18 protein-coding genes and 1 pseudogene are annotated in these 26603 nt (G+C 60.8%); 8 read left to right on the top strand and 11 right to left on the bottom strand.

Translation table 11 applies throughout. From position 1 onward, the window contains the following. Nucleotides 1-103 precede the first annotated feature (103 nt). The gene (locus ACZ9BX_RS11075; protein WP_476217837.1) at nucleotides 104-850 is read left to right on the top strand and encodes a TlyA family RNA methyltransferase; all 747 of its coding nucleotides are present in this window, start codon (nucleotides 104-106) and stop codon (nucleotides 848-850) included. Beyond that, on the top strand, nucleotides 847-2097 hold the full coding sequence (locus ACZ9BX_RS11080; protein ID WP_132559555.1) for a class I SAM-dependent RNA methyltransferase: 1251 nt from the start codon (nucleotides 847-849) through the stop codon (nucleotides 2095-2097). Before ACZ9BX_RS11075 ends, ACZ9BX_RS11080 begins: the two co-directional genes overlap by 4 nt. A gap of 87 nt (nucleotides 2098-2184) precedes the next feature. Here ACZ9BX_RS11080 and mcpU read toward each other — a convergent pair. From mcpU to ACZ9BX_RS11095, 3 genes and pseudogenes are all read right to left on the bottom strand, one after another. After that, nucleotides 2185-4279, bottom strand: a pseudogene (gene mcpU, locus ACZ9BX_RS11085) (methyl-accepting chemotaxis protein McpU). A gap of 206 nt (nucleotides 4280-4485) precedes the next feature. Next, nucleotides 4486-5238: a crotonase/enoyl-CoA hydratase family protein gene (locus ACZ9BX_RS11090; RefSeq protein ID WP_476217839.1), complete on the bottom strand. Its 753-nt coding sequence runs from the start codon at nucleotides 5236-5238 to the stop codon at nucleotides 4486-4488. Between the two features lie 8 nt (nucleotides 5239-5246). Continuing rightward, complete coding sequence (locus ACZ9BX_RS11095) at nucleotides 5247-7025, bottom strand: acyl-CoA dehydrogenase (protein ID WP_476217840.1); 1779 nt, start codon at nucleotides 7023-7025, stop codon at nucleotides 5247-5249. A gap of 200 nt (nucleotides 7026-7225) precedes the next feature. Between ACZ9BX_RS11095 and ACZ9BX_RS11100 the strand changes: the two genes are divergently transcribed. Next, nucleotides 7226-8221, top strand: a complete 996-nt coding sequence (locus ACZ9BX_RS11100; RefSeq protein ID WP_476217842.1) for a transporter — start codon at nucleotides 7226-7228, stop codon at nucleotides 8219-8221. Between the two features lie 55 nt (nucleotides 8222-8276). Here ACZ9BX_RS11100 and ACZ9BX_RS11105 read toward each other — a convergent pair whose 3' ends face one another. After that, nucleotides 8277-8789 carry a BA14K family protein gene (locus ACZ9BX_RS11105; RefSeq protein WP_476217844.1) on the bottom strand — a complete coding sequence of 171 codons (513 nt, stop codon included), beginning with the start codon at nucleotides 8787-8789 and terminating at the stop codon, nucleotides 8277-8279. 159 nt (nucleotides 8790-8948) lie between these two features. Beyond that, nucleotides 8949-10193, bottom strand: coding sequence for an aromatic ring-hydroxylating oxygenase subunit alpha (locus ACZ9BX_RS11110; protein ID WP_476217846.1), 1245 nt, complete (start codon nucleotides 10191-10193; stop codon nucleotides 8949-8951). A gap of 383 nt (nucleotides 10194-10576) precedes the next feature. Between ACZ9BX_RS11110 and ACZ9BX_RS11115 the strand changes: the two genes are divergently transcribed. Genes ACZ9BX_RS11115 through ACZ9BX_RS11125 form a run of 3 tightly spaced genes read left to right on the top strand, consistent with a single transcriptional unit; the run spans nucleotide 10577 to nucleotide 13669 of the window. Further along, on the top strand, nucleotides 10577-11185 hold the full coding sequence (locus tag ACZ9BX_RS11115; protein ID WP_027507754.1) for a DUF6656 family protein: 609 nt from the start codon (nucleotides 10577-10579) through the stop codon (nucleotides 11183-11185). Nucleotides 11186-11241: 56 nt separating this feature from the next. After that, nucleotides 11242-12219, top strand: coding sequence for an L-threonylcarbamoyladenylate synthase (locus tag ACZ9BX_RS11120; RefSeq protein WP_476217848.1), 978 nt, complete (start codon nucleotides 11242-11244; stop codon nucleotides 12217-12219). Between the two features lie 19 nt (nucleotides 12220-12238). Continuing rightward, on the top strand, nucleotides 12239-13669 hold the full coding sequence (locus tag ACZ9BX_RS11125) for an FAD-binding oxidoreductase (RefSeq protein WP_100772529.1): 1431 nt from the start codon (nucleotides 12239-12241) through the stop codon (nucleotides 13667-13669). 12 nt (nucleotides 13670-13681) lie between these two features. Here the strand turns inward: ACZ9BX_RS11125 and ACZ9BX_RS11130 are convergent, their stop codons facing one another. Then, entirely contained in the window at nucleotides 13682-17032 is a 3351-nt protein-coding gene (locus tag ACZ9BX_RS11130; RefSeq protein ID WP_476217850.1) for a DUF1217 domain-containing protein, read from the bottom strand. Between the two features lie 311 nt (nucleotides 17033-17343). On the opposite strand from ACZ9BX_RS11130, the gene ACZ9BX_RS11135 reads away from it, so the two are divergent. After that, entirely contained in the window at nucleotides 17344-17910 is a 567-nt protein-coding gene (locus tag ACZ9BX_RS11135) for a DUF6101 family protein (protein ID WP_027507758.1), read from the top strand. A gap of 57 nt (nucleotides 17911-17967) precedes the next feature. Here ACZ9BX_RS11135 and ubiA read toward each other — a convergent pair whose 3' ends face one another. From ubiA to ACZ9BX_RS11160, 5 genes are all read right to left on the bottom strand, one after another. Continuing rightward, nucleotides 17968-18927, bottom strand: a complete 960-nt coding sequence (ubiA, locus tag ACZ9BX_RS11140) for a 4-hydroxybenzoate octaprenyltransferase (RefSeq protein WP_476217852.1) — start codon at nucleotides 18925-18927, stop codon at nucleotides 17968-17970. A gap of 54 nt (nucleotides 18928-18981) precedes the next feature. Continuing rightward, nucleotides 18982-19467, bottom strand: coding sequence for a class I SAM-dependent methyltransferase (locus ACZ9BX_RS11145; protein WP_476217853.1), 486 nt, complete (start codon nucleotides 19465-19467; stop codon nucleotides 18982-18984). Nucleotides 19468-19534: 67 nt separating this feature from the next. Then, nucleotides 19535-20116, bottom strand: a complete 582-nt coding sequence (locus tag ACZ9BX_RS11150; protein ID WP_132559530.1) for a histidine phosphatase family protein — start codon at nucleotides 20114-20116, stop codon at nucleotides 19535-19537. 46 nt (nucleotides 20117-20162) lie between these two features. Then, nucleotides 20163-21422: a class I SAM-dependent methyltransferase gene (locus ACZ9BX_RS11155; RefSeq protein WP_476217856.1), complete on the bottom strand. Its 1260-nt coding sequence runs from the start codon at nucleotides 21420-21422 to the stop codon at nucleotides 20163-20165. Nucleotides 21423-21560: 138 nt separating this feature from the next. Further along, nucleotides 21561-23870, bottom strand: coding sequence for a Tex family protein (locus tag ACZ9BX_RS11160; protein ID WP_476217858.1), 2310 nt, complete (start codon nucleotides 23868-23870; stop codon nucleotides 21561-21563). A gap of 416 nt (nucleotides 23871-24286) precedes the next feature. Between ACZ9BX_RS11160 and glyS the strand changes: the two genes are divergently transcribed. Further along, nucleotides 24287-26599 carry a glycine--tRNA ligase subunit beta gene (gene glyS / locus ACZ9BX_RS11165; protein WP_476217860.1) on the top strand — a complete coding sequence of 771 codons (2313 nt, stop codon included), beginning with the start codon at nucleotides 24287-24289 and terminating at the stop codon, nucleotides 26597-26599. Nucleotides 26600-26603 lie beyond the last annotated feature (4 nt).

Here is a 26603-nt window from a genome sequence, read left to right on the forward strand (position 1 = left end):
AATTGGGGTGCCGTTATATGCGGCCGTTGGCAGACCGCGCGGTCAGCACGGCCACGGCAACAAAAGGCTTGCAAGCGGCGGCTTTGCCGGTCATGGACAGCCAATGTCTAATCAGAACACCCAGCGCCTCGACCAGCTTCTCGTCAGCCTCGGCCTTTTTGCCAGCCGCTCACGGGCACGCGATGCCGTAAGCCGCGGCACCGTGAAGGTTAGCGGCGCTGTCGTCACCAAGCCGGGCGCTCTCTTTGCCGGAGATGCCGTAATCGAGATCGACGATCCTGCACAGGATTATGTCTCCCGTGCCGCGCTCAAACTCATTGCAGCGCTCGATCATTTCCATCTCGATCCGGCGGGCCACCACTGTCTCGACGTCGGCGCTTCGACGGGCGGCTTCACGGAAGTGCTGCTGGAGCGCGGTGCAGCGCATGTGACCGCCATCGACGTCGGTCACGGGCAGATGCATCCGCGCATCGCAAGCGACCCGCGGGTCAGGAATATCGAGGGGCTGAACGCCCGAAACCTGAAGGCAGAGGAAATTGGCCGGCCGATCACCTTCGTCGTCTCGGACGTTTCGTTCATTTCGCTTAAGCTGGCGGTGGCGCCTGCGTTGCAAATCGCCGAGCCCCGCGCGGTTGCTGCGCTGCTGGTAAAGCCACAATTCGAGGCCGGGCGCGAAGCGATCGGCAAGGGCGGCCTGTTGAAGGACCCCTCCTCCGCGCGTGCGGTTGCCGACGAGCTCGGGCGCTGGTTCGCCAAAGACATGGGCTGGAAGAGCCTCGGGCTCATCGCCTCGCCGATCGCTGGCGGCGACGGCAACCAGGAATTTCTACTCGCAGGAACGAAGCCGTGAGCACCGAAACAATCACGATCCTAAAGCTCGGCGCCCAGGGCGACGGGATTGCCGACGGCGCGGACGGCCCGATCTACGTGCCTTTCTCGCTGCCCGGCGAAAGCGTGGCGATCGCGCGCGTCAAGAACCATGGCACGATCATGTCGATCGCCAAGCCTTCGCCCGACCGGCAGGAGCCGCCCTGCCGCCATTTTGGCCCGGACGGTGTCAACGGCACCTGCGGCGGCTGCACGCTGCAACATATGGTGGATCAGTCCTACCGGGCCTTCAAGCGGCAACTGGTGCTCGATGCGCTGAAATCGAAGGGCATATCGGCCGAGGTAGGCGAGCTCGTCGCGGCGCATCCCGGCGAGCGGCGGCGCGTCGTCTTTGCGGCACGCAAGACCGAGAAGGATATGTTGATCGGTTTCAACCAAGCCGAAAGCCACCACATCGTTGCGATCGAGGAATGTCCCATCTCGTCGGCAGCGATCCTCGCGCGGCTGCCGGCGATCAAGGCGATTGGCGCGACACTTGCGACCAGCGCCGAAGCCTTCCGCATTTCAGTTCTTGAGACACTGTCGGGGCTCGATCTCGCCGTCGACGGGATCCAGAAGCTGCCGGACCCGCAGCGGCGCAAAGCGATCGAAACCGTGCTTGGCCTTCGCGGCATCGCGCGCGTTTCGGTGAACGGCGAAATCCTGGTCGAGCCGTCCAAGCCGACCGTCGATTTCGGTGGCGTGCAGGTCTCGCCGCCGGCTGGCGGCTTCACGCAGGCGACGAAGCCAGCCGAAGAGGCGATGGCCGAGCTGGTACTTGCCCATGTGGGCAAGGCAAAGCGCATCGCCGACCTCTTTGCAGGCGCCGGCACCTTTTCCCTTCGGCTTGCCCGGATCGGACGCGTGCATGCCGTTGAAAGCGATGAGAAAGCCCTTTCCGCACTCGACCAGGCGGCGCGCAGGACGCAAGGCCTGAAGCCGGTCAGCGTCGAGAAGCGCGATCTCTTCCGCCGCCCGCTGATGACGTCCGAGCTGAAAGTCTATGACGCGGTGGTCTTCGATCCGCCGCGGGCCGGAGCGGAATTCCAGTGCCAGGAGCTCGCTCGCTCGGCGGCGAAGAAGATTGCCGCCGTCAGCTGCAATCCGGTGACACTGGCGCGCGATCTCGCCATACTCATCGAGGGCGGGTACCGGATCACCGGCGTCACGCCGATCGACCAGTTTCTCTGGACCTCGCATGTCGAGGTGGTGGCGACGCTGGAAAAATAGACGCTGGCCGGGCCGCCATTGCGATCGAGCGCGCAAACAAAAATGCCCGCGGCGAGCGCGGGCACCTTCTGGTTTGAAGCGTCAGGATCAAGCAGCGCGGCGGCTGGCCAAAGCCGTCGTTGCGCGTCCCCCGGACTGCAGGTTGAACTGCGCCAGAAGCTGCATCAGCTTTGCGGCCTCCGTTGCGAGACCGTGGCTTGCTGCCGTCTGCTCTTCGACCATTGCGGCGTTCTGCTGCGTGCCCTGATCCATTGTGTTGACGGCTGTATTGATCTCGTGAAGGCCGGTCGATTGTTCGCGAGTGGCGGTGACGATTGCGCCGACATGACGGCTGATTTCCTGCACCTGCAGAACGATCGCCTCCAGCGCCTTGCCGGTATCGCCGACCAGCGTCACGCCGGAGCGAACCTGGGAATTCGAGGCGGTGATCAGGCTCTCGATCTCCTTTGCCGCCTTGGCGGAACGCTGCGCCAGTTCGCGGACTTCCTGCGCGACGACGGCAAAGCCCTTGCCTGCCTCGCCGGCACGCGCGGCCTCGACACCGGCATTGAGTGCCAGAAGGTTGGTCTGGAAGGCGATGTCGTCGATGACGCTGATGATGCTCGAAATCTGCTCGGATGACTGCGCGATCCCGTTCATCGCGACGACTGCCTTGCGGACGATCTCGCCGGACTCTTCGGCGCCGGCGCGCGTGCGGTTGACGAGATTGCCGGCTTCCTCGGCGCGGCGGGCCGTGTCCTTGACGGTCGTCGTGATCTCCTCGAGAGCCGCAGCGGTCTCTTCGACCGAAGCGGCCTGCTGCTCGGTGCGGCGGGCAAGGCCATCGGCGGCCGTGCGGATTTCCGAGGCACCGGCGTCGATCGCATGTGCGTTGTGGCCGACCGTCTGCAGCGCTGCGTGCAGCTTGCCGACGGCCGTGTTGTAGTCGCTGCGGAGACGGTCGAGATGTGCGGCGAACGGCGTTTCGATACGGTGGGCGAGATTGCCCTCCGAAAGCGCACCGAGTGCTCCAGCCAGCGCATCGACGGCGGTGCGGATTTCCGTTGCCTCGCGCGCTTTCTGCGCTTCCCGGTCCTGACGCTCGCGCTCGGTCAGCGCACGGCCGGTCTCGGCCTCGCCTTCCAGACGCTCGCGATCGATCGCATTGTTCTTGAAAACGGCGACCGCTTCGGGCCATCGAGCCGATCTGGTCACGGCGCTCCTCGCCGGGAATGGTGGCGGAGAGATCGCCAGCGGCCAGCTTCTGCATCGCAGCCGTCATAGCGGTGACCGGACGGATCACGAGGCCGTGCAGCAGCCATGCCATGGCGGCGATCATCAGACCAACGGCAAGAAGCGTGGCGATGGTCGCGGCGATACGGAACTCGTTCAGAGACGCGAAGGCCTTGTCGCTGTCAACGACGAAGCCGAGATGCCACTGAACTGTCGGCAGGCCATCGACCGGCAGGAAGCTGATGAGAACCGGCTTGCCGTCGAATTCGCTCTCGATCAGGCCGGAACCGATCGACGGCGTTGCATTCGGGAAGGTATCGGCAAGCGTCTTGGTAACGAGCTTGGCATCCGGATGGATGAGAATCTGGCCGCTCTTGTTGACCAGGAAAGCCATGCCTTGGCCGCCGAGATCGATCTCCTTGATCATCTTCACCATGGTATCGAGCGAGAAATCGCTGCCGACGACGCCGGCCAGCTTGCCGTCGCGCTTGACCGGAACGGCGGCGCTGATGATGAGATCGCCGCTCGAGGCGTCGGTATAGGGCTCGGTCAGCACAGGGGCGCCGGCTTTGACCGCGTCCTGATACCACGGGCGCTTGCGAGGATCGTAGTCCGCCGGGAGCGGCAGGTCCGGCCAGGAGGTGAACACGCCCTGCTCATCGCCGAGGTAGGTGCTGACGAACTGCTTCGTCAGGACGTCATTCTGCAATACGCTGACGACACCGGCGCGGTCGGTAGCCTTGGCGGAGGCGTTCGCGACCATGGCGGTCAGCGTGACGCGGCCGTTCATCCAGTTGGCAAGGCTGCGTGCAGCCTGCTCGCCGGAAGACTGGATATTCGCTTCGATCGAGGCCGTCGTGACACTGCGCTGGACCGAATTGATGTAATAGGAAAAGGCGGCAAAGGCCGCGAGAACGACGGCGGACGCGGCGACAAGGATGCGCGTCATCAAATTCGTTTTCTTTTTCAAGATAGGTTGCTTTCGGATCGTCTGCCGTCCCGCCGGCGCGCAGGCATGCGGGCGGGAGCGCTGAACGGGCAGAGGGCTCATGGAGACAAGGCTGCGCAAAGCGCCTCATGCGCCCGGACGACCGAATGGAATCAGCTCGTCACCCCCTGATTATTAGGGGTTGCTTAAAACAGGCTTAAAATTTAGCAGATATCCTTGCTTCGGCGTCAGCGGCGCATGAAGGCCTCGAAGGCAGCACGGGCTTCCGCGCTCTTCAACTGTGCGGCAAAATGCCGGGCCTCATGATCGATGCGCTCGATGATTTCCCCACGATCGCCGCGGATGAGATTGCGGGCGATCTTCAAGGCCTCCGGCGGCTTGGCAGCGAGTTTTGCGGCAGCTGCAAGTGTGAGGGATTCGACGTCCGCCGCGGCGCAGACTTTCCAGAGCAATCCTGCGTCCTTAGCCTCCTCCGCCGAGAAGGCTTCGCCGGCAGCGAGAAGCGCGAAAGCGCGCTGATGACCCATGATGCGCGGTGCAAGCAGACTGGAGGCGGCTTCGGGCACGAGCGCCAGATCGACGAAGGGCGTGCGGAACTGGCTGCGGTCGGAGGCGATCGTCAGATCGCAATGCATGTGCATCGTCGTGCCGATACCAATCGCCAGCCCATCGACGCCGGAGATCAGCGGCTTTTCGGCATTGACGAGCGCATAGAGGAAATCGAGAAGCTCACGGCCGAGGCTGCCGCCCATCGCGGCCGCAAGGAAATCACCAATATCGTTGCCCGCCGAAAAGGCGCCTTCCGTGCCGAGGAAGACCGTCGCGCGGACGGCACTGTCCTCGTTCGCGGCCTTGAGCGCTTCCGTCATCCGCACATACATGGCGCGGGTGATCGCGTTTTTCTTTTCCGGACGGTTGAAGCGAATGATCTGGACGCCGGGATGGTCGGCGGATTGTTCGACGACAATGTGATCGGACATCATGATCCTCAGGCAAGAGCAATGCGGGCAGCGGCGAGGCTTGCTGCGCCGTTGACGACGCTATCCCTCAACGCCGCGGTTTCCGGCAGCAGATTTTCGGCGGCAAAGCGGCAAAGGGCAATGCGGCTTTCGCCCGCACCGTCAGACACCCCGGCAAGCCCGCCCTTGGCGAGATAGCAGCCGGTCAGGACAAGGCCGAAGAGGCGCTGATAGGGTGTCGCGCCGGAAAGGGCTTCTGCCAGTTTGCCGTCCGCCTGCGCCTTCAGCAGCCAGGCAGTTGCCTGTTCCAGATCGGCGATGGCCGCATCAAGCCGCGACGCTGTTTCGCCGAAGCTGTCGAGGTTGGAACGGCGCACCTGATCGGCGGTATCGCGAAGCTCGGCGATGAAACCCTTGACTTGGCCGCCATTCGAAAGCGGCAGCTTGCGGGTGACGAGGTCAATCGCCTGGATGCCGTTGGTGCCCTCGTAAATCGGCGCGATGCGCGCGTCGCGCAGGAAGCGGGCGGCGCCTGTTTCCTCAATGAAGCCCATGCCACCATGAACCTGGATGCCGAGCGAGGAAACATCGACGCCGGCATCGGTCGAGAAGGATTTGGCGATCGGCGTCAGAAGCGCAGCGCGCTCCTGCCAGTGCTGCTTGTCTCCACTCGCGCGATGCGACATGTCGATCGCGTGGGCGCAGACGTAGGAAATGGCGCGTGAGCCCTGCGTCAGCGCCTTCATCGTCAACAGCATGCGGGCGACGTCCGGGTGCTCGATGATCGGGCTCATGCCGCTGCCGGTCCAGCCGGGCGCCCTGCCCTGCGTGCGCTCCCTGGCATAGGCGATCGCCTTCTGCGTTGCGGCTTCGGCGATCGCGACACCCTGCATGCCGACCGTCAGGCGGGCATTGTTCATCATCGTGAACATGCAGTTGAGGCCCTTGTTCTCCTCGCCGACGAGCCAGCCGACCGCACCTTTCTCCTCGCCGAACCTGCCGTCACCGTAGATCATCGTGCAGGTGGGCGAGCCGTGGATGCCCATCTTGTGTTCCAGTGAATGGCAGAAGAGATCGTTGCGGCGTCCGAGCAAACCATCGCTGTTGACGAGGAATTTCGGCACAAGGAACAGTGAAACGCCGCGCGTGCCGGCCGGTGCATCCGGCAAGCGGGCAAGAACGAGGTGGATAATGTTGTCGGTCGCGTCGTGCTCGCCCCAGGTGATGAATATCTTCTGGCCGAACAGGCGGTAGGTGCCGTCGACGCGCCGCTCAGCGCGGCTCTTCAGGCCGCCGACGTCGGAACCCGCATGCGGCTCGGTGAGGTTCATCGTTGCGGTCCACTCGCCGGAGACGAGCTTCGGCAGATATTTGCTCCGAAGCTCCTCACTGCCGTGAGCGCTCAGCGCCTCGATCGCTCCCATGGTCAGCGTCGGGCAGAGCGCGAAAGCGGTCGCACCGGAATTCCACATCTCAAGCGCGGCAACGTTCAGCATGTTTGGCAGGCCCTGGCCGCCATATTCCTCGGGGGCCGAAAGACCGTTCCAGCCGCCGGCGATCCAGTCCTGATAGAGCTTTGCCCAGCCGTCCGGGGTCTTCACGTTGCCATCGACGAGACGAGCCCCTTGGCTGTCGCCGATCTCCGCCAGCGGAGCAACCTCTTCCGTTGCGAAACGGCCGGCCTCGCTCAGGATCGCATCGACGAGATCTTCGCCGAGATCGCCAAACAGGCCCTTATCGATCGCGTCGCTCAGTCCTGCGACATGTTTCAGGGTGAACGCGATGTCCTCGACGGGCGCCTTGTACATATCATCTCCTCGCATCTCAAACGGAACCATGGTTCCGCGCCTCCGGTGGAAGAGCTAATTGATTTTTACGTAAACGTCAATTTGGAATTCGTGTTCCTGCATTTGGCGATATTTTGCCGTTTACGGACCTTCGCACTTGCACAAACAACCGTCATGGAGAATCTCTACGGAGACTGATCGCATCGAAAGGATCGCGACCGATGGACACATTGCCCGCCAATATACCAGGCCTCGTTTGGGCCTACAGCTTCCCGGCAGGAAGCGGCAAGGCGGTACGCCTGCAGAACAGCGCCTTTCCGGCCGAGCTGCTGTCCGGCGAAGGGTTTTACTGGCTGCATCTCAACCTCGCCGATGCGCGAGTTCCCGCCTTGCTCGATACGCTGGACGGCCTTTCCGAGGATGCCAAGGCGGCTCTGACGACGCGGGATACACATGCCGCGATCACCGTCGACGAACAGATGCTCTTCGGCACGCTGATCGATTGCCAGCGCGAATTCGACCAAGACACCGCCGATCTCGGCTGGCTGCATTTCGCGATCTCCGATCGCTTCATTATCACCACGCGGCTACAGCCGCTGCGCAGCCTCGAGCGGACACGCGCGATGATCGAAAAGAACTCGGCAAAATTCTCCCGGCCGGTCGACCTTTTCGAGCTACTGGTGATCGAGTTCCAGCGTACGCTGATTGCCGTCGTGATGGAACTCACCGAAGAGCTGAACCTCATCGAAGACTTCGTCTATGACAACGTTTCTCGCGACGAACGACGGCGGCTGGCGCCGGCACGGCGCACGATCGTGCGGCTCCATCGGCACCTCAGAAACGTGCTGACGCTCATGCGGCGCGCCTCGGCCTCCGACGAGGACGAGATGCCCTTCGGCTTCGAGGACATCGCCGGCAGGCTGACGAGCAGGCTGGAGGCGGTCGACCACGATATCTATGCGCTGCAGGAGCGCGCGCGCTTGCTGCACGAGGAAATCGACTCGAAGCAGTCCTCCGAGACCAATCGCCACCTCTATATCCTGTCGCTGATGACCGCCTTCCTGCTGCCGCCAACGCTGGTGACCGGCTTCTTCGGCATGAATACCACCAATCTCCCCTTCGCCGAAGGGGCCAGCGGTACGGCATATGCGGGCGCGTTGATCGTCGCTTCGGTACTGCTCGCCTGGTGGCTCCTTAAGCGTGTCAATATTCTTTGAAACGAAAAAGCCCGGCATCGCTGCCGGGCTGATCGATCCAAAGGTACGCCGAGCCTCAGTTATAAGGCGAGTAGCACTGCTGGCGCGGGCCGTTATAGGGCTGGAACGTATTGTCATAAGCGCGGTATGAACGGTAGCGGTTTGCGCACCAGGCAACATGGCCACCGCCGCCGCTGTAGGCCGGCGGGGCAACGTAGCGCGGCTGGGAAGCGATAGCGCCGCCGATGATCGCGCCGGCGCCGAAGGCAGCCAGAGGGTACCAGTAGCCGTTATACTCGCGATAGCCGCGGCGGTAGGAAGGGTAGCCGCGATAGCCACCATACCAACCTGGACGATAGGCCGGGCGATATGCGGGGCGGTAACCGGGGTAGTATCCGGGACGATAGCCTGGACGGTAACTGGGGCGATAGCCCGGCGGATAGTAGCGGCGGTACTGGACGTTCTGCACGTCCGATTTTTCGATCTGCGGTGCTGCCGGCATCTGAATGGCCTGCGACGGCACGAAGCTCGTCAGGACGACAACGGCGGAAAAGACTGCACTCGCAATCTTCTTACTGAGCCCATTCATTGTATTCTCCAATCCCAAGCGCGAATCTGGCCTCGCCGGTAACGCAGAGGTGCGGAACACTTTCCCAACACGCTCCGTTCGGCATGAATCGGATTTCTACCGGAATGCAAATGAACCGGGGATTAACCGGTTCATTTTCCGCAATTCGAACGGGAAAAATCAGGCAACGACGGAAAGCTGCGCCTGGTCGCCCTGAAGGCGGTTCACCATGAAGTTCGAATACCATTCGAGGAACTGCATGACGCCCCCTTCGTGGAGCATCGAATAGGGACCGGGCTCATAGGCCGGCGAGTGAATGCCGAAGGCATTTTCCTCGACGATGCGGCGATCCTGGTCGTTGGTTTCTGTCCAGACGTGCGTCAGTTCCTCGAGATTGTAGTCCACGCCCTCGACGGCGTCCTTGTGCACGATCCACTTCGTCGTGACTGCTGTTTCGTTGGCGCTGAGCGGCAGCACGCGGAAGGTGATCGCGTGGTCGCCGAGCAGGTGATTCCATGTCGTCGGATAGTGGAAGAGCAGCATGGTGCCGATGCGGTCGATTGTGACGTCCTCGGACAGCTTGCGCTTGACGGCCGGGCGGCCGGACATGGTGTAGCTTTCGGCATCCTCGATCAGCGGCATGCGGGCCGTGCGGAACTGGCCGTCGGGCGAGATCTGGAACTTGCTCGGAAGGCCGGCCGCCTCGCAGCGCGCCCAATGACCGGCGATTTCCGGATCGTCGGCACCTCCGTCCGTACCCGTGACGCTCGGGGCTTCCGGATAGGTGCGGCAGAGTTCGGGATGGTTGGCGGCGCAGTGATAGCACTCGCGATTGTTTTCCCAGACGAGCTTCCAGTTGCCCTTCTCGATAATGGTGCTCTGGAAGGCGACCTTGCCTTCGCTGAGACGGTGGGGAAGGATATAAGGGCTGACCATGTCGCGAACCGGCTGGAAGTCCGGCGCCGTGTCAGCCAGGCAGATGAAGATGTAGCCCGCGAAGCTCTCGCAATGCACGGGCTTCAGGCTGTAGCCGCTCTTGTCGAAATCATCCCCCATGTGGCGGGCGAAGGCGAGCTTGCCGTCGAGGTCATATGTCCACTGGTGATAGGGACAGACGAGACGGACCGACGAGCCGTGCTCCTTGGTGCAGACGCGCGAGCCGCGGTGGCGGCAGCTGTTGTGGAAGGCACGGATGACGTTGTCGCGGCCACGGACGATGACAACCGGATACTGGCCGATCTGAACGGTGAAATAGGCGCCCGGCTTCGGCAGTTCGCAATCGTGTCCCATGAACAGCCAGTCGCGATAGTAGATCATCTCCATATCGAGCTTGAAGTAATCTTCGTCGATATAGAAAGGCTGCTCAAGGCTGAAGCCTGCGTTCCGGTTCCTGAGCTGCCGCAAAACGTTGCTGCGAATATCCATCTGCTTATCCTCGTGCCATAGGCCGCCGCCGCGAAGGCGGGATGGAGGCGCCCGCTTCTTCTCCGTGCGGGAGAATTATCATGGCGCCATTTAAACACCGGCCATGACTGCGGCTTGGTTGTAATGCGACATCGGCTTCGAAATTGACGACAGCGCGGCGAGGCAAGATGATTTTCGGCATCCCCGCCGCGAAGCCTTCAAATGCGACATCCGAAAAGTTCAAATATGACGGCGGAATCAACCGCCCTCCAGCGGCATTATCGCATCTGCGACGCCCTTTCGCTACAGGCGCCCGCCATCATGCGCAAGAGACGGGTTTAACAGGCCATTAAGCATAAACTTCTATTCTTCCCTTATCGAACAAAGCAGATGGAATGCGAACCATGGCGAAACTTCGCTATTTCGACGCCAAAGAAGATGCCAGGCCACAGGACAAGAGACCTGCCGCACCGCATTCCGAATTTCTCCGCACCGGCAAGATCACTCGCGATCGGGCGCACTGGCTCGCCGAAGAACGCCGCTACCTGACGCATAAGGAAGTAAGCGAGAAAACCGGCCGGAAGCTGCAAACGGCAGGCATCAAGGCGCATCAGCAGATCAACGGCTTCCACCGCACGATCCAGTTTCCCAAGATGGTGTTTCACCGCACGCTCGCCGACAGCCCGCATCTCGGCTACTGCCATGTCACGGCCGCCCGCACAAAGTTCGACCGCTACGAGGACGTCAGCTGGGCCTTCTACATCGCCAACTTCTATGCCGACATCGGCGACAACGACAATTTCTTCCATCACATCGATATCAAATATTCCCGCATGTATTTCGCCGTCGCGATCAAGCCGGGCGAACATACGCCGGAGAAAATGACGATTGACCGCTCCATTCGCGGCAACGGCGTGCTCTTCAGAACCGACGATCCGCAGGTGGCCATCAGGAACGTCCTTCTGCTCGGCGCGCGCAACGAACAGCTTCGCGAAATCATCCGCCAGCTCTGATATTGATCGAAAGCTTTCAAAGGCCTATGGGACTGCCTGGAAACAACGGGCGGTACATGGCACGTATAATCGACATCGCAGAACATCGAGATGAAGCGCTGCAAATGGCGGCCGCCGTGCTTTCGGAAGGTTTTCCGGTCGCCATCCCGACCGAGACCGTCTACGGCCTTGCCGCCGATGCCACCAATGCGGCGGCGATAACCCGTATCTACGAGACCAAGGGGCGGCCGCGCTTCAATCCGCTGATCTGCCATATGAGCGACCTTGCGATGGCAGAGGACTATGCGGAGTTCGATCCGGTCTCGCGCGCGTTGGCGGAAGCCTTCTGGCCGGGGCCGCTGACGCTCGTCCTGCCCTTGAAGGCGGATAGCCATATCCATGCGCTAGCAACCGCCGGTCTGGATACGGTCGGCATCCGCGTGCCGAAGGGATTTGCGGGCGATCTGATCCGCGCCTTCGGCAAGCCGCTCGCAGCGCCCAGCGCCAACACATCCGGCAGGATCAGCGCCACCAGCGCCGCGCATGTCGACGCCGATCTCGGCAGCAAGATCAAGCTCATCATCGATGCCGGCGCCAGCACCGTGGGCGTCGAATCCACCATCGTCAAGGTGGAGGACGGCGAGTTGAAGCTTCTGCGGCCCGGCGGGCTTCCGGCATCCGAGATCGAACGCGTCGCCGGCAAGCGGCTGCGGCGCGCCGGAAAGGCATCAGCGGCGATCGAGGCTCCCGGCATGCTTGTCTCGCATTATGCGCCTGGTGCCAACGTCCGTCTCGATGCCGGGGCCGTCACACACGACGAGGCCCTGATTGCCTTTGGCTCTGCCGATGTCGTGGGTGCCAGCGAAGCCGCCATAGTGCTCAACCTCAGCCCCCGCGGCGATCTGGCCGAGGCGGCAGCCAATCTTTTCGACTACATGAAAAAGGCCGATGCCAGCGGCGCGGCAACGATCGCCTTTTCGCCGATACCGGACGAGGGTCTTGGCGAAGCGATCAACGACCGTTTGCGGCGCGCTGCCGGGCCGCGTGACGAATAACCAGGAAGGAATGAGCTCGATGAGCGCTGCCGTCTCCCCCGAACTTCTTGACCGCTTCGCCGCCATCGTCGGCGAGAAATACGCGCTGCGCAGCGAGGCCGAGCTTGCGCCGCACCTGATCGAGAACCGCGGGCTTTATCACGGTTCCTCCCCTCTCCTGCTCAAGCCGGCGAATGTCGAGGAAGTTTCGGCGATCTTGAAGCTTGCGACGGAAACCGGCACGGCGGTCGTGCCGCAGACCGGCAATACCGGCCTTGTCGGCGGCCAGACGCCGCGTGAGGGCAAGTCGGACATCATCATCTCGCTCGAACGCATGAACAGGATCCGCGACGTCGATCCGGTGGCGAACGTGCTGGTTGCCGACGGCGGCGCGATCCTTGCCGACGTGCAGAAGACGGCCGAGGCGCATGGAAAGCTTTTCCCTCTTTCGCTCGGCGCCGAAGGCTCCTGCCGGATTGGCGGTAACCTCTCGACGAATGCCGGCGGAACGGCGGTGCTGGCATACGGCAACATGCGCCAGCTCTGCCTCGGCCTCGAAGTCGTGCTGCCAACCGGCGAAATCTGGGACGGCCTGCGCCGCCTGAAGAAGGACAACACCGGCTACGATCTTCGCGATCTCTTCATCGGCGCCGAAGGCACGCTCGGCATCATCACCGGTGCTGTCCTCAAGCTTTACCCGCAGCCACTTGGCCATCAGGTCGCCTTTGCAGGGCTCAACTCCGTGGAGGAGGCGCTTGCCCTCTTCAATCTCGCGGGCAGCCTCTGCGGCACCTCGTTGACCGGCTTCGAACTGATGCCGCGTTTCGGCGTCGAGATCACCGCCAAGCATATCGAGGGCGTGCGCGATCCGCTGGAAACGGCTTACCCGTGGTATGTGCTGATCGACATCTCGACCTCGGATTCAGCCGAGACCGCCGAGCGGATGATGAATGCGCTGCTTGAACAGGGGTTTGAAGCCGGACTCGTGCAGGACGCGGCGATTGCCTCCTCCGTCGCGCAGCAGAAGGCGCTCTGGCACATGCGCGAGAGCATGTCGGAAGCCCAGAAGCCAGAAGGCGGCTCGATCAAGCATGATGTCTCCGTGCCGGTCTCGAAGATCCCGCATTTCATGCAGGAGGCCGGCGACGCCGTCATGGCGGTAATGCCCGGTGCTCGCATCTGCGGGTTCGGCCACATGGGCGATGGCAATATTCACTACAACATTTCCCAGCCGGTCGGCGCCGACAAGGACGCCTTCATTGCCCGCTGGCATGAGATGAACGAGATCGTGCACGGCATCGTGCTCTCTCACGGCGGCTCGATCTCGGCAGAGCACGGTATCGGCCAGCTGAAGCGCGACGAACTTGCCGCGATCCGCCCCGCCATCGAGATCGATCTGATGCGCCGCATCAAGCGCGTCTTCGATCCGGCGAACATCATGAACCCGGGGAAAGTGGTCAATGTGGAGTAAAAACGTGGCGGCCTAGCCGCCACCGGTCAGAATCTGCAGTGCCGGCGATTGCGTCGTGACATTCTGAATATCGTACATCGCCGTGAACCGCTTCAACAGCTTGTCGACCTTCTTCGAGTCGCCAAGATCCTTCAGGTCCACAAACTTTTCAAGAAGCGAGACCTGCTTCTCGACATCCATGCTGGAGATCTGGCTCGGCAGATTGTAGGCCGTCTGGATAACTTGGAAGAGAGCCTTGTCGCCGAGGATCGAATACATCGAGGTGACGTCCGGCGCCTTGCGGGCGAAGTAAAGCGCGAGGCGGGTGCCATCGTTCGACTCGCCTTCCTGCGTCTCGAGCGTCTGCCGCAGATAGGCATCCTGGGTGCGATCGAGCGCACCTTGATCCTGAACGGTGCCCAGCTTGGCGCGCGTGAGATTGCCGGCCGTGTCGAAGTTGAAGTCGGCGACGATGTTCTTGAACTTCGAGTCGGCCTTGGTGTTCAGATAGCTCTTTGCATCGTTGGGATCGGACGTGAATATCTTCTTCAACGTCTCTTCGTTGTAATCCTTCGGATCGAGACCGACAGACTTCAGGATGAAGTCCGTCAGCTCGCTGTTACTCAAGAAGTCGTCCAGCGACTTGACTTCTTCCATGCCCTTCGCAAAGGCATCGACCTCCTTGGTCGCATCCTTGGAAGCCTTGTCCCTGAGCGGCCCATCGTCCATGAACATAGTGGCATGCGATTTGTAATTCGTCGCATATTTTGCCATCGCTGCATCCGAAAGCGGCGCCAGATGCGGACCCACCTTGCCATCGCTGCCGAAATTGAAGGCGCGAGCAAAGTTGGTAATGCGCTCATCCTTGAAGGACGCCACGTAGCCCTTTGGGTCATAGGCGTCGCTCATCAGCAGCTTGCGCGCGACGGATTTCGGCAGGTCCGCTTCGGTCAGGCCGAATGCCTGCAGGGCGACATGATAGATATCGGGGAGATCGTCGTTCGTCGTGTCATGATCGCCACGCTTGTTGTCGCGCAAGAGATCGTTGATGTCTTCGATATCCGCAAAATTGTCGAGCGACGAGCTCGGCGTCATGCGAGATTTGTAGCTGGCGGTGATATCGGCGATATAGGCCTTCGCCTCGTCGTCGTAGCGAGCCATATACTGCTCAGACGTCTGCTGCAGAACCGCAGCACTCTGCGGGCCTGTCGAGGGGACTACCGTGCCGTCCGCCTGGAAATTGAATGCGGCAACGGCATCGGGATAACCTGCTGCCGGATCAAGCAGAGCCTGCTTGAAGTCGGCATCGCTCATCTCCGAGGGCACGTTGTAGGCGAGCTTTACAATGTTTGCCAGCTTGGGGTCCGCGATCAGGGCATCGACGCTGGAGACGCTTCTGGCATTCGCCGTGTAGTAGGAAAGGTTGCTTTGAAAATATGTGAGAGCATTGTCCCTCTCGCCAATATCCTGAAATGTCCCGGAAACCGAGCCGTCGGGCTGGAAATTAAAGACTGAATTCACATCCGAATAGCCCTGCGCCGCGGCAAAAGCCGGGTCAAGAAGGATATTCTTGAAGTCACTGTCGCTCATGTCAGCCGGGATGTCGTAGGCGCTCCGGTAGAAATTCACGAGCTTCGTGTCAGTCATGAAATCGTTGATGTTGGTCGGGCCAGTACCTGATCCCGTATAGTTCCCTACAAAATACGCCGTGCCATTGTTGTTAGCAGCCTGGGCCGTCGCCGAAGTCTGGTCCGCCGTCTGAGCCGGTTCGCTCCCCGCCACAGTGCCGTCCGCATTGAAATTGAACGCGTCGTGGACATTCAACAGCCCAAGCTGGTTTGCAAAGGCGCTGTCAACGAGCACCGCCCTCAAACCGGAATCGCTCAACTCATCGGATATGCCCAAGCCATAGCCGTATTTGCCGAGGCTGAAGGAGGCCTTGATGTAAGCGGTCATCCGGCTGTCGGCGATAAGATCGTCGACGTTGGTGATGGTTTTGATCTTCGCTTCGTAATGCGCCTTGTTGTATTCGGCTGCGGTCTCCGTCGTGTAGTAGACGTCCGGCTTATCGTCGTTGTCCACGACGACCGTGAGCGAGTTCAGATTATACTTCTCGATCAGACCATTTTTCTGCGCGGTCGTTTGCGCGGCACCGATGAGCGAGCCATCGGCATTGAAATTGAAGGCTGAAGCTGCGTCCGGAGCACCCAACGACGCCGCATAGGCCGGGTCGGTCAGCAGCTTCCTGAAGTTTGCTTCGGTCATGTCGTAAGGCATGCCATAAGCAAGTTTCACGAAAGCCGTGAGCTGCTGGTCGTCCACCAAATCGTCAAGGTCCGTCACGACCTCGACCTTTGTTTCGAAATAATGTGCAAGCTGATCAAAGAGTGCTGAACTGCCCGCTGTTTGAGCGGCAGTCTGGGCGCTGCCGTTGACGCTGCCATCGGTTTGAAAATTGAAGGCGGCGTTGAGGCCCGAGGCTCCCTTGCTGGCGGCAACCGTCTGATCCGTCAGAATGCTCTTCAGCTGCGCGTCCGCAACACTATCCGCCACGCCATAGGCAGCGCGCACGAAGATGTTAAGCTTCTGGTCGGCGAGTAGTTGATCCACATTGGTCACACTGCCGATCATGGATTCGAAATATGTCTTGCCGTTTGCGCTGGCCCTGCCGATCAGATCGCTGGTTTGCGCGTCGGTCTGCGCGGGCATCAGCGTCGTGGACGTATTTCCGTCGGCGCCGAAATTAAAATAGGAAGCCAGATCCTGGTATTTCGCATTGGCCTGCGTGTTGACGAAGCTCGTGGGATCGTTGCGGTCGCTTGTCAGGACTTTCTCGAGGAAATCTCTCGAGACGTATGTGCCATCGATGTTGAAGGTCTTCAGCACGTAATTCTTCAGGCGGGAATTACCAAGCAGATCATTCACATTCCGGACTTTGGATATGGCCAGCTCGAAATAGTCAGTTTCGACCGCGGCAGCCTGTTCGCCCTTTTGGAAAGACTGCGTATAGAGGCCGATCAGATCGTCTTCCTGGGCATCCGTCTGCGCATCGGGCTTCGGTGCATTGAAATTGAACGCCGCAGCAAAAGTTTTATAGCGCTGATCCGAAAGCTTGTTGGCGAAACTGTCGGGATCGGTCAGGTCGCTTTCCAGCACCTTCTTCATGAAGGCCTTGGCATAGGTCATGTCGTCAAGGCCATAGGCCTGCATCGCATAGCTGTAGAGCTTGTAGTCGCCGAGGAAGTCGTCGACGTCCTTCACCCTGTTGATATTGGCGGCGTAATATTCGGCGTCCCTTTTGATCGTTGCCTGCGAAGCAATGCGATCAAGACTCGTCTTCGGATCGCGACTTATGATCGCGTAGGCAACGGAGGCGGAAATCATGAATGCGCCCTTAAACAGCAAAACCTAAAAGAACAACGCGGGATCCTGCGCGTATTTTGCCATGGAAAGCTTACTTGAGACTTACCTGACGCTGTCCCGCTTTGACGCGACCACCCTCTCCGATCCGTTCATGGTCCGGAAACCCTGCCACATTGGTTTTTGATAACCATCAGGGAAGGCAAAGTTTTCTTAACCGCAAATTTTAAGTGGTCCGGAAGAGGCCCCGCCTATTGTCGAGGCATAGAGGGCGAAAAAGCCCCGAGGAGAAGACCGGAAACCGGCTCTCAGGTAAGACAAGGGTAGAAATGAACATGAACAACACCGTTATGAAGCCCGCTTGGGCTGGAACGACACTGCGTCTCGATCCGTCGCGCTTTCCCCAGCAGGTCAGCTACGCCATCCACGACTCCACAAGTGACGTCAGCATAACGATCGATGAACGCGGCGCCATCCTCCGCAAGATCCTTCCCTCCAGCGGTCTGCCGCTTTCCATCGCCCTGCCGAAGCGCGCCTTCAAAGGCGTTGCGGCCCGGGCGATCGACCATGGCGACGGCGAAGTGACCGTCACGCTGGAACTGCACCATGAAGACCCGGACCTCTGCGTGCCGCTGCTTGTCGCACATGATCTCTCCGATATCGCCGCCGACTGGCGGGGCTGGTCGGAAGCGTTCCGCATTCCGATGCTGATGGTGGAGGCCGACGGCATTGCCCGTCCGCTCGAAGATCATCTCGGCGATCTGCGCACCAGCCACATGAAGCCACGCCGCCGCCATTCCTACTTCGCCAATCGCCGTCCGCGCTTCCTAGTGCGCCGCACGATCGGCAAACTCGGCGTGACGATGAAGATCGAAGGCAAGGAAATTATCGCCCGCAATTAAGAATTCGGCGAGTGACCCAATCTGAAACCCGGCTTCGCGCCGGGTTTTTTGTTTCAATCAGGGAAGGGCAAAGAGCACCGAGACGAACAGTCCGGCAAAGATGATCAGGCCGACGCGGTTGTTCGACCGAAAAAGCGCCAGGCATTGCGTGGCGTCGTTTATATCGAGCCTGGCGATCTGCCAGGCGAACATGCCGGCGGCAATCAACAGCCCGATATAGGACGCGAAACCGGCGCCGGCCAAAACAAAGGCGAGCAGCATCAGGACTAGTGTTGTGCCATAAAGGCCGATCAGCCACTGCCGTGTCTGATCGCCGAAAAGCCGCGCGGTCGAACGCACGCCGATCAGTTCGTCGTCTTCCTTGTCCTGATGCGCATAGATCGTGTCGTAGCCGATCGTCCAGACGACGGAGGAAAGATAGAGCCCAATCGCAGCGAAAGAGAGCGTGCCGAATATGCCGGCCCAGCCCATCAGTGCGCCCCAGGAAAAGGCGAGGCCAAGGAAAAACTGCGGCCAGTCCGTGAAGCGCTTGGCAAACGGGTAGAGCGCGACGATGCTAAGCGACAGCACGCCTAGCATGACTGCGAACCAGTTGAACTGGAGAAGCACCAGCAGGCCTGCCAGCGCCTGCAGCACCATGAAGACCTTTGCCTGAGTGCGCGTAACGCGTCCGGACGGCAGCGGCCGTGAACGTGTGCGCGCGACCTCCATGTCGATATCGTGATCAACCAGATCGTTGTATGTACACCCTGCCCCGCGCATGGCAACGGCGCCGATGAAGTAGAGAAGCAGGTGAAACAGCATCTGCGAGCCGGAAAACAGGCCCTGCGCCGCGGCCGCATTCGCGGCAAGCGCCACCGACCAGAAGCAGGGCCACATCAGGAGCTGCCAGCCGATCGGCCTGTCCCAGCGCGCCAGCTGCGCATAGGGCCAGAGCCACGGAGGCAAGATCCGATAAACCCAATTGTCCGAAGGCGCATCGGCGACGCGCCCGTTAAAGCCGCCAATCTGTTGCATGCGGCCATCTAGCGACGGGGCGCGGCGCGGGTCAATAGCGCAGGCACCAGGCGCTCATCTTCGCCGATAGAGGAAGTAACGGCCTTTCCCGACGGATGCGGGCAGCGGCATTTCCTCCAGTTCAGGATGCATCAATTCCAGGCCGCTTACCGCCAATCCGCCCGGCGCCAGCACCGCAACCACTCTCGACGGCAGCCACTCCCGGATGACGACATCCTTCTCCGGATACCCGGTGCCGATATCGGCATGCCCGATAGCTGCCCTTTTGCCGGTATAGCTCAGGCAGGTTTCCTTGATATCGCCGAGCACCACATCGCCATCGTCGGGCCGGCAGCTTCCATGGGCGCCGTTTTCGCGATCGAATGCAATGATGTGCCGATTCGGGAAGCGCACTCTTAAGTGGCTGTAGGTTCTGCCGTTGCCGAGGCCGATTTCCAGTATCGGTCCATCGGGCAGGCTCGCCTGCTTTTCCGCGATGTAATCGAGAATGTCCCTCTGCGCGGAAATCCGGCTGATGAAATCGTCGAGACGTGTTCGCATAGACAGCTCCGGTTCTCGAGCTCGAAATAAGCTTTAAATTCAATAGTTCAATCACACCGCTCCGCTGCTAACGCTGGTTCCAGCGCCGGATGACCGGCTCGGTCAAGTCGTGCTCATAGCCGAGGGTGCTGATGCTTGCAGTGTCGAGGACGAAGCGCGAGCCGTCTTCCGGCGGCAGGCCGAGCCAGCGGGCGGCGAGCACGCGGAGGAAATGGGAGCTGGAGAAGATCAAGATCGGCGCGTTGGCGTCGCGAATTTCGCTGACGATATAGTCCGCCCTTGCACCGATATCCGGGGCCATCTCTCCCTCTGGACATCCGTCGCGGAACAATCGCCAGCCGGGTCGGGCCGCGAGGATTTCCTTTGTCGTGATGCCCTCGTAAGCGCCATAGTCCCATTCGGCGAGATCGGGCTTTATCATGGCATTTGCACCGAACCCGGCAAGAGCACAGGTGTTTCTCGCCCTTTGTGAGGGGCTCGACCAGACGGCGGAAGCCTCCAGTCCCTTCAAGCGGTCTGCGAGTTTGCGGGCGGCCGCCTCGCCGTTCGGGGTCAGGGGGATATCCGTTCTGCCGGTATGTTTTCCGGAGAGCGACCACTCCGTTTCGCCGTGGCGGACGAGATGGATTTCGGGGAATGCACTGCTCATCTGCATGCCTTCCTTAAAGAAAGGGCGCGGTCGCCGCGCCGTGATGTCAGAAAACCACCTTTTCCAAGGGCGGCCGTGTGGCCTCGAACTCCTTCAGCTTCGCCTCATTCTCGGCAATATAATTGCGGTTGTCCGGTGTCGAGTACTGGTTCTTGGAAATCTGGATCTGCATGACGAAGAGTTCGTCCCAGCGGAAGCCCATTTCAGAGCCGGCGAGATAAAACTCCCACATGCGGAAAAACCGCTCGTCGTAAAGGGCAACGGCCTCCGCCTTTCGCGCCACGAAGCGCTCCCGCCAGTGGCGGAGCGTATAAGCATAATGTAGCGGCAGGACTTCGATGTCCCTGATCAACAGCCCGGCCTTCTCGATCGCAGGCACCGTCTCGCCGATCGAGGGGATGTAGCCCTGCGGGAAGATGTATTTCTCGATGAAGGCATTCGTCGCAAAGCTCGGCTTTGGGCGGGCGATGGAATGCACGAGCATGACGCCATCGTCGGCGAGAAGCTCGTGCACCTTGCGGAAATAGTTGCCGAAATTGCCGATGCCGACATGCTCGAACATGCCGACCGAAACGATGCGGTCGAACTTCATGCCTGTCATCGTGCGGTAATCCTGCAGTTCGAAGCGGACGCGATCCGCAAGGCCACGCTTTTGGGCGCGCTCGCGCGAAATTTTCAACTGCTCCTCGCTGAGCGTGATGCCGGTGACATCGACGCCTGTCGTCGACTCCGCCAGATACATGCCCATGCCGCCCCAGCCGGAGCCGATTTCCAGAATGCGCTGATTGGGTTCCAGCAGAAGCTTGGCTGCGATATGTCGCTTCTTGGCGACTTGCGCCTCCTCCAGACTGATGCCCGGCGGGTCGAAATAAGCACAGGAATATTGCCAGTCTTCATCAAGGAAAAGTGCAAAAAGCTTTTCCGACAGATCGTAGTGGTGGGCGACATTGCGCTTGTTGTGATTGATCGGCAGCCGGCTCTTCAGCTGCTGCAGGGCGATGCGGCCGACCAGACGTGCGGCCATCGGAATATCGAAGATTTCGTTGGTGGTGTTCTGCTTCACCATCGAAAGGAAATCGTAGATGTTGCCCTGCTCAAGAATGAACCGGCCGTCCATGTACATTTCGCCGAGCTTGAGTGTGGGATCGCGGCGGATGAGCTTCTCGGCCTCCTCGTCTGCTACGCGGACGACGACCAGATCCCCGCGGCCATCGCCAATCGCATGTGTCTCGCCATTGGCCAGCGTGAGCTTCAGATTACCCTTGCAGATGATTTTTTTGACAATCGATAAAAATCCCGACGCCATGCACTGGGCCTCGCAAATGTGACAGGATGATACGGATTAAACTTAGTCCCTCTCCTCCGCCACACAAGCGCCGTATTTGGCAGTTCCGCAACAAGGCTGCCAAACTGTGACATTTTTGCAATGGGTGTAGCTAAGCCCTTATTTTCGCTTCATGGCCTCTGCGAGCGCAGCGCCGAAGGCGCCTTGTGTTTCCTGTCTCGGGACAAGCGGACGCCGGTCGTTCTGCGGCCGTGCACCCTGATTTCCACGAGGCTCGCCGCGCGGTGCCGAAGCCGGGGAACCGTCATCCTTGCGCATCGAAAGACCGATGCGCTTGCGCTTCGCATCGACTTCGACGACCCGCACCTTCACCACATCGCCGGCCTTCACAACTTCGTGAGGATCTTTGACGAAGCGGTCGGCTAGCTGCGAGACATGCACAAGGCCGTCCTGATGCACGCCGATATCGACGAAGGCGCCAAAGGCCGCGACGTTGGTCACCGTGCCTTCCAGCACCATGCCCGGCTTGAGATCAGAGATTTCGTTGACGCCTTCGGCAAAGGTGGCCGTCTTGAAGTTCGGGCGCGGGTCGCGGCCGGGCTTTTCCAGCTCGGTGAGGATATCCTTGACCGTCGGCAGGCCGAACTTCTCGTCGATGAACTGGCGCGGATCGATCGCCTTCAAAGCGGCGCTGTCGCCCATCAGCGAACGCAGATCGCGGCCACAGGCGGCGACGATCTTCTTCGCCACGCCATAGGCTTCCGGATGGACCGATGATGCGTCGAGGGGCTCCTTACCGTTCGGAATGCGCAGAAAGCCCGCCGCCTGCTCGAAGGTGCGGTTGCCGAGGCGGGCGACCTTCAATAGGTCGCGGCGGCTTCCGAACGGACCGTTCTGGTCGCGATGGACGACGATGGCTTCGGCAATCGACGGGCCGAGGCCGGAGACGCGTGACAGCAGCGGCGCAGAAGCCGTGTTGAGATCGACGCCGACGGCATTCACCGCGTCTTCGACGACGGCATCGAGCGATCGCGACAGCTTCTGCTGGTCCACGTCATGCTGGTACTGGCCGACGCCGATCGACTTCGGCTCGATCTTGACGAGTTCTGCCAGCGGATCCTGCAGGCGGCGGGCGATGGAAACGGCGCCACGCAGCGATACGTCGAGGTCCGGGAATTCGGCTGCAGCAGTCGCGGACGCGGAATAGACCGATGCGCCGGCTTCCGAAACGATAACCTTGGTGGGCTTTGCGCCCGGAAGATCGACCAGCATGTCGGCTACCAACTTTTCGGTTTCGCGGCTGCCGGTGCCGTTGCCGATCGAGATCAGTTCGACATTGTGCTTGCGGATGAGCGAGGCCAATTCCACCTGAGTGCCACGCACATCGTTCCGCGGCTGGAAGGGGTAGACCGTGGAGGTTGCGACGACCTTGCCGGTGCCGTCGACGACCGCGACCTTGACGCCCGTGCGGATGCCCGGATCGAGGCCCATCGTGGCACGCGAACCTGCAGGCGCCGCAAGCAGCAGATCCTTCAAATTACGCGCAAAGACGTGGATCGCTTCCTCTTCGGCGCGTTCGCGCAATTCGCGCATCAGGTCGAGCGACAGCGACATGGAAAGCTTCACGCGCCAGGTCCAGCTTGCGACATCCATCAGCCAGCGGTCGCTGGGGCGGTTCGGACCGATCTCGTAAGCTTCGGCGATCATCCGCTCGACTGGCTTGTTGGGCGAGGCGGTCTCGGCATCGGCTTCGATCGTCAGCGTCAGCACTTCCTCGTTCCAGCCGCGCAGCATGGCAAGCGCGCGGTGGCCGGGCACCGTCGCCCATCGTTCGGAATGGCCGAAATAGTCCGAGAACTTCTCGCCCGCCGCCTGCTTGCCATCCACGACCTTGGCCTTCAGAAGCGCGGCTCTGCGCATATGGGCGCGGAGCTTACCGAGCAGATCGGCATTTTCCGCAATGCCTTCCGCGATGATATCGCGTGCGCCTTCGAGCGCCGTTTTCACATCCGGCACATCGGCAGTGATGTAGCCTTCAGCCAGCGCCGCGGGTTCCTTCGAGCGGTCGGCGACGATCGCTTCGGCCAGCGGCCCGAGGCCGCGCTCGCGGGCGATTTCGGCACGGGTGCGGCGCTTCGGCTTGTAGGGCAGATAGAGGTCTTCGAGCTCCGCCTTGGTGGCGGCGCTCGCGATCTTGGCCATCAACTCGTCGGTCATCTTGCCCTGGCCGGCGATCGATTCGACGATCGTGTCGCGGCGGGCCTCCAACTCGCGCAGATAGACGAGGCGTTCGGCGAGCGTGCGCAGCTGCGTATCATCCAGCCCGCCCGTCACTTCCTTGCGGTAGCGCGCGATGAAGGGAACGGTCGCGCCCGCATCGAGCAGCTCGATCGCGGCTTTGGCCTGGTCCGGCCGGGCATTGATTTCGGAGGCGATGACTGCGGCAAGCGAGCGAAGGTCTGCGGTCATGGGATTTCCCTGAATTCACGAAAGTGCCGGGACCATAGCGGCGAAAAGCGGCAAGGCAATGCCCGAGATGGGTTTCCACAGAGAGGAGGCCCCACTAATGCGAAAACCTCCCACCCCTTTGGGACGAAGACGCCTCTCCAATCTTCGAAAGGCCCCTCCCCAACCCCCACAAGGGGGAGGGGCTTAACTGCCACCATCGTTCGCCGCAAAGCGACCTCTTCGTGGAACAACGCTGCGAGAGGGCATTAAGTGAGCGGCATCGTAGCCCCTCCCCCTTGTGGTGAGGGGTTGGGGAGGGGCCTTTATCGTGATCGCCCTCCTCCGCTTTTTTGCGGTTGTGCGAGGACCGCTTTCTTTGCTAGCAGAAGCCACCGTTTCAGACCGCTTTCTTCCGACGGTGCAAGGATCATAGTCACATGCCGAACCTGCTTCTCGAACTTCGCTCCGAAGAGATTCCCGCCCGCATGCAGCGCAAGGCCGCAGGCGATCTCAGGAAGCTGGTCACCGATGCGCTGGTGGAGGCAGGTCTTTCCTATGAGGGCGCCCGCGAATACTGGACGCCCCGGCGCCTAACGCTCGACATCCACGGCTTGACCGCCCGCTCCGCCGATGTGCGCGAAGAGCGCAAGGGGCCGCGCACCGACGCCAACGAGAAGGCAATCGAAGGCTTTTTGCGCGGCGCCGGCCTTTCCTCGATTGCCGAGGCGCAGGTGCAGAGCGACCCGAAAAAGGGCGATTTCTACATTGCCGTCGTTTCGAAGCCCGGCCGCGCCGCCGAAGAAATCATCACCGAGGTGATGCCCGGGATCATCCGCGATTTCCCCTGGCCGAAATCCATGCGCTGGGGCACGGCCTCATCGAGGCCGGGATCGTTGCGCTGGGTGCGCCCGCTGCAATCGATCATCTGCACCTTCGGCACCGAGCATGAGGAAACCTCGATCATCCCCTTCGAGATCGACGGCGTCGTTGCCTCCAACGTCACCTACGGCCATCGCTTCCATGCGCCCGGCGCCATTACCGTCAAGCGCTTCGACGACTATGCCGCAAGCCTCGAAAGGGCGAAGGTCATTCTCGACGCCGAGCGCCGCAAGGACATCATCCTGCACGACGCCCGCGACCTTGCTTTCGCGGCCGGACTGGAACTGGTCGAGGACGAAGGCCTGCTCGAAGAGGTCTCCGGCCTCGTCGAATGGCCGCAGGTGCTGATGGGCGCCTTCGAGGAGGATTACCTCTCGATCCCCTCCGAAATCATCCGGCTGACGATCAAGACCAACCAGAAGTGCTTCGTCACACGCAAACCGGGCGACGAGACGCTTTCAAACAAGTTTGTCCTCGTTTCCAACATTGAAGCGAGCGACGGCGGCAAGGAAATCATCCACGGCAACGGCAAGGTCGTCCGCGCCCGCCTTTCCGACGCGCTGCATTTCTGGAAGCGCGACCAGGGGAACTTGCCTGACCTGGAGACGCTGGAGGTTTCAGCGAAAAAGTTCGGGCTTGATCTGAAGAAGCCGCTGGATCAGCGGATGGCAAAGCTCGATGCGCTGCATGTGACGTTCCATGCTCATATTGGAACGCAGGGCGAACGGGTAACCCGCATTCGCACCCTTGCCGGCGAAATCGGGAAAGTGGTCGATGCAGATGCCTTAAAGGTCAGCCGTGCCGCAGTGTTGGCAAAAGCGGACCTGCGAACTGAGGTGGTCGGCGAATTCCCCGAACTGCAGGGCACAATGGGGAAGAAATACGCGCTGCTGCAAGGTGAAGATGAATCGGTGGCGGCGGCCGTGGAGGACCATTATAAGCCTCAAGGCCCCACAGACCGCGTGCCTACCGACAAGGTCGCCATAAGCATCGCTCTTGCTGATAAGGTCGACACGCTCGTTTGGTTTTGGCGCATAAATGAAAAACCCACCGGCTCAAAGGATCCGTTCGCGCTAAGACGCGCAGCGCTAGGATCTATACGGCTGCTGCTGGAACGAGGAATCAGAGCATCCCTCATCCCGCTGTTTCGCGCTGCGTTTCGCAGCGAATGGGCTGTGGCCTTCGCCAGCCATGAAGCTTCGATAGGACTCTTCGAGCTTAGGATCCAACAGGGTGAGGATAAGTCCGAATTCGAGAAGCTCATAAAAGAACAATACGCAGCTATCGAATACTGCAAAACCTATCTCGCTGACGGCCACCCAAAGACAATCGAGGAAGAATATGAGCTGGCAATCAGCCTCCTCTCCTTCTTCCACGACCGCCTCAAGGTCTATCTCCGCGATCAAGGTGCCCGCTACGATCTGATCGACGCCGTTGTCTCTCCCGAAGCCGACGACCTCCTGATGATCGCCCGCCGCATCGAGGCGCTGACGGCATTCATCACCTCGGAAAACGGCAAGAACCTTTTGGTCGGCACCAAGCGCGCGACGCAGATTCTCGCCGCCGAGGAGAAGAAGGGCACAGTGATCGCCGACGGCGTTTCGGAAAATCTGTTCCGGCTTGATGCCGAGAAAGAGCTCTTTTCAGCCATCACGGGGGCCTCGGCCGAGGCTTCCGCTGCAATCGCCAAGGAAGACTTCCGTTCGGCGATGGAGGCGCTTTCGAAGCTCCGCGCCCCGGTCGACCGCTTCTTCGACGACGTGCTCGTCAACGATGAAGACGCGGCGATCCGCGCCAACCGCCTCGCCCTGCTGCGGCTCATCCGCGAGGCGACGGGGACAGTTGCGGACTTCTCGAAGATCGCCGGATAGAATC

This window comes from Rhizobium sp. USDA 3886, from assembly GCF_056279785.1.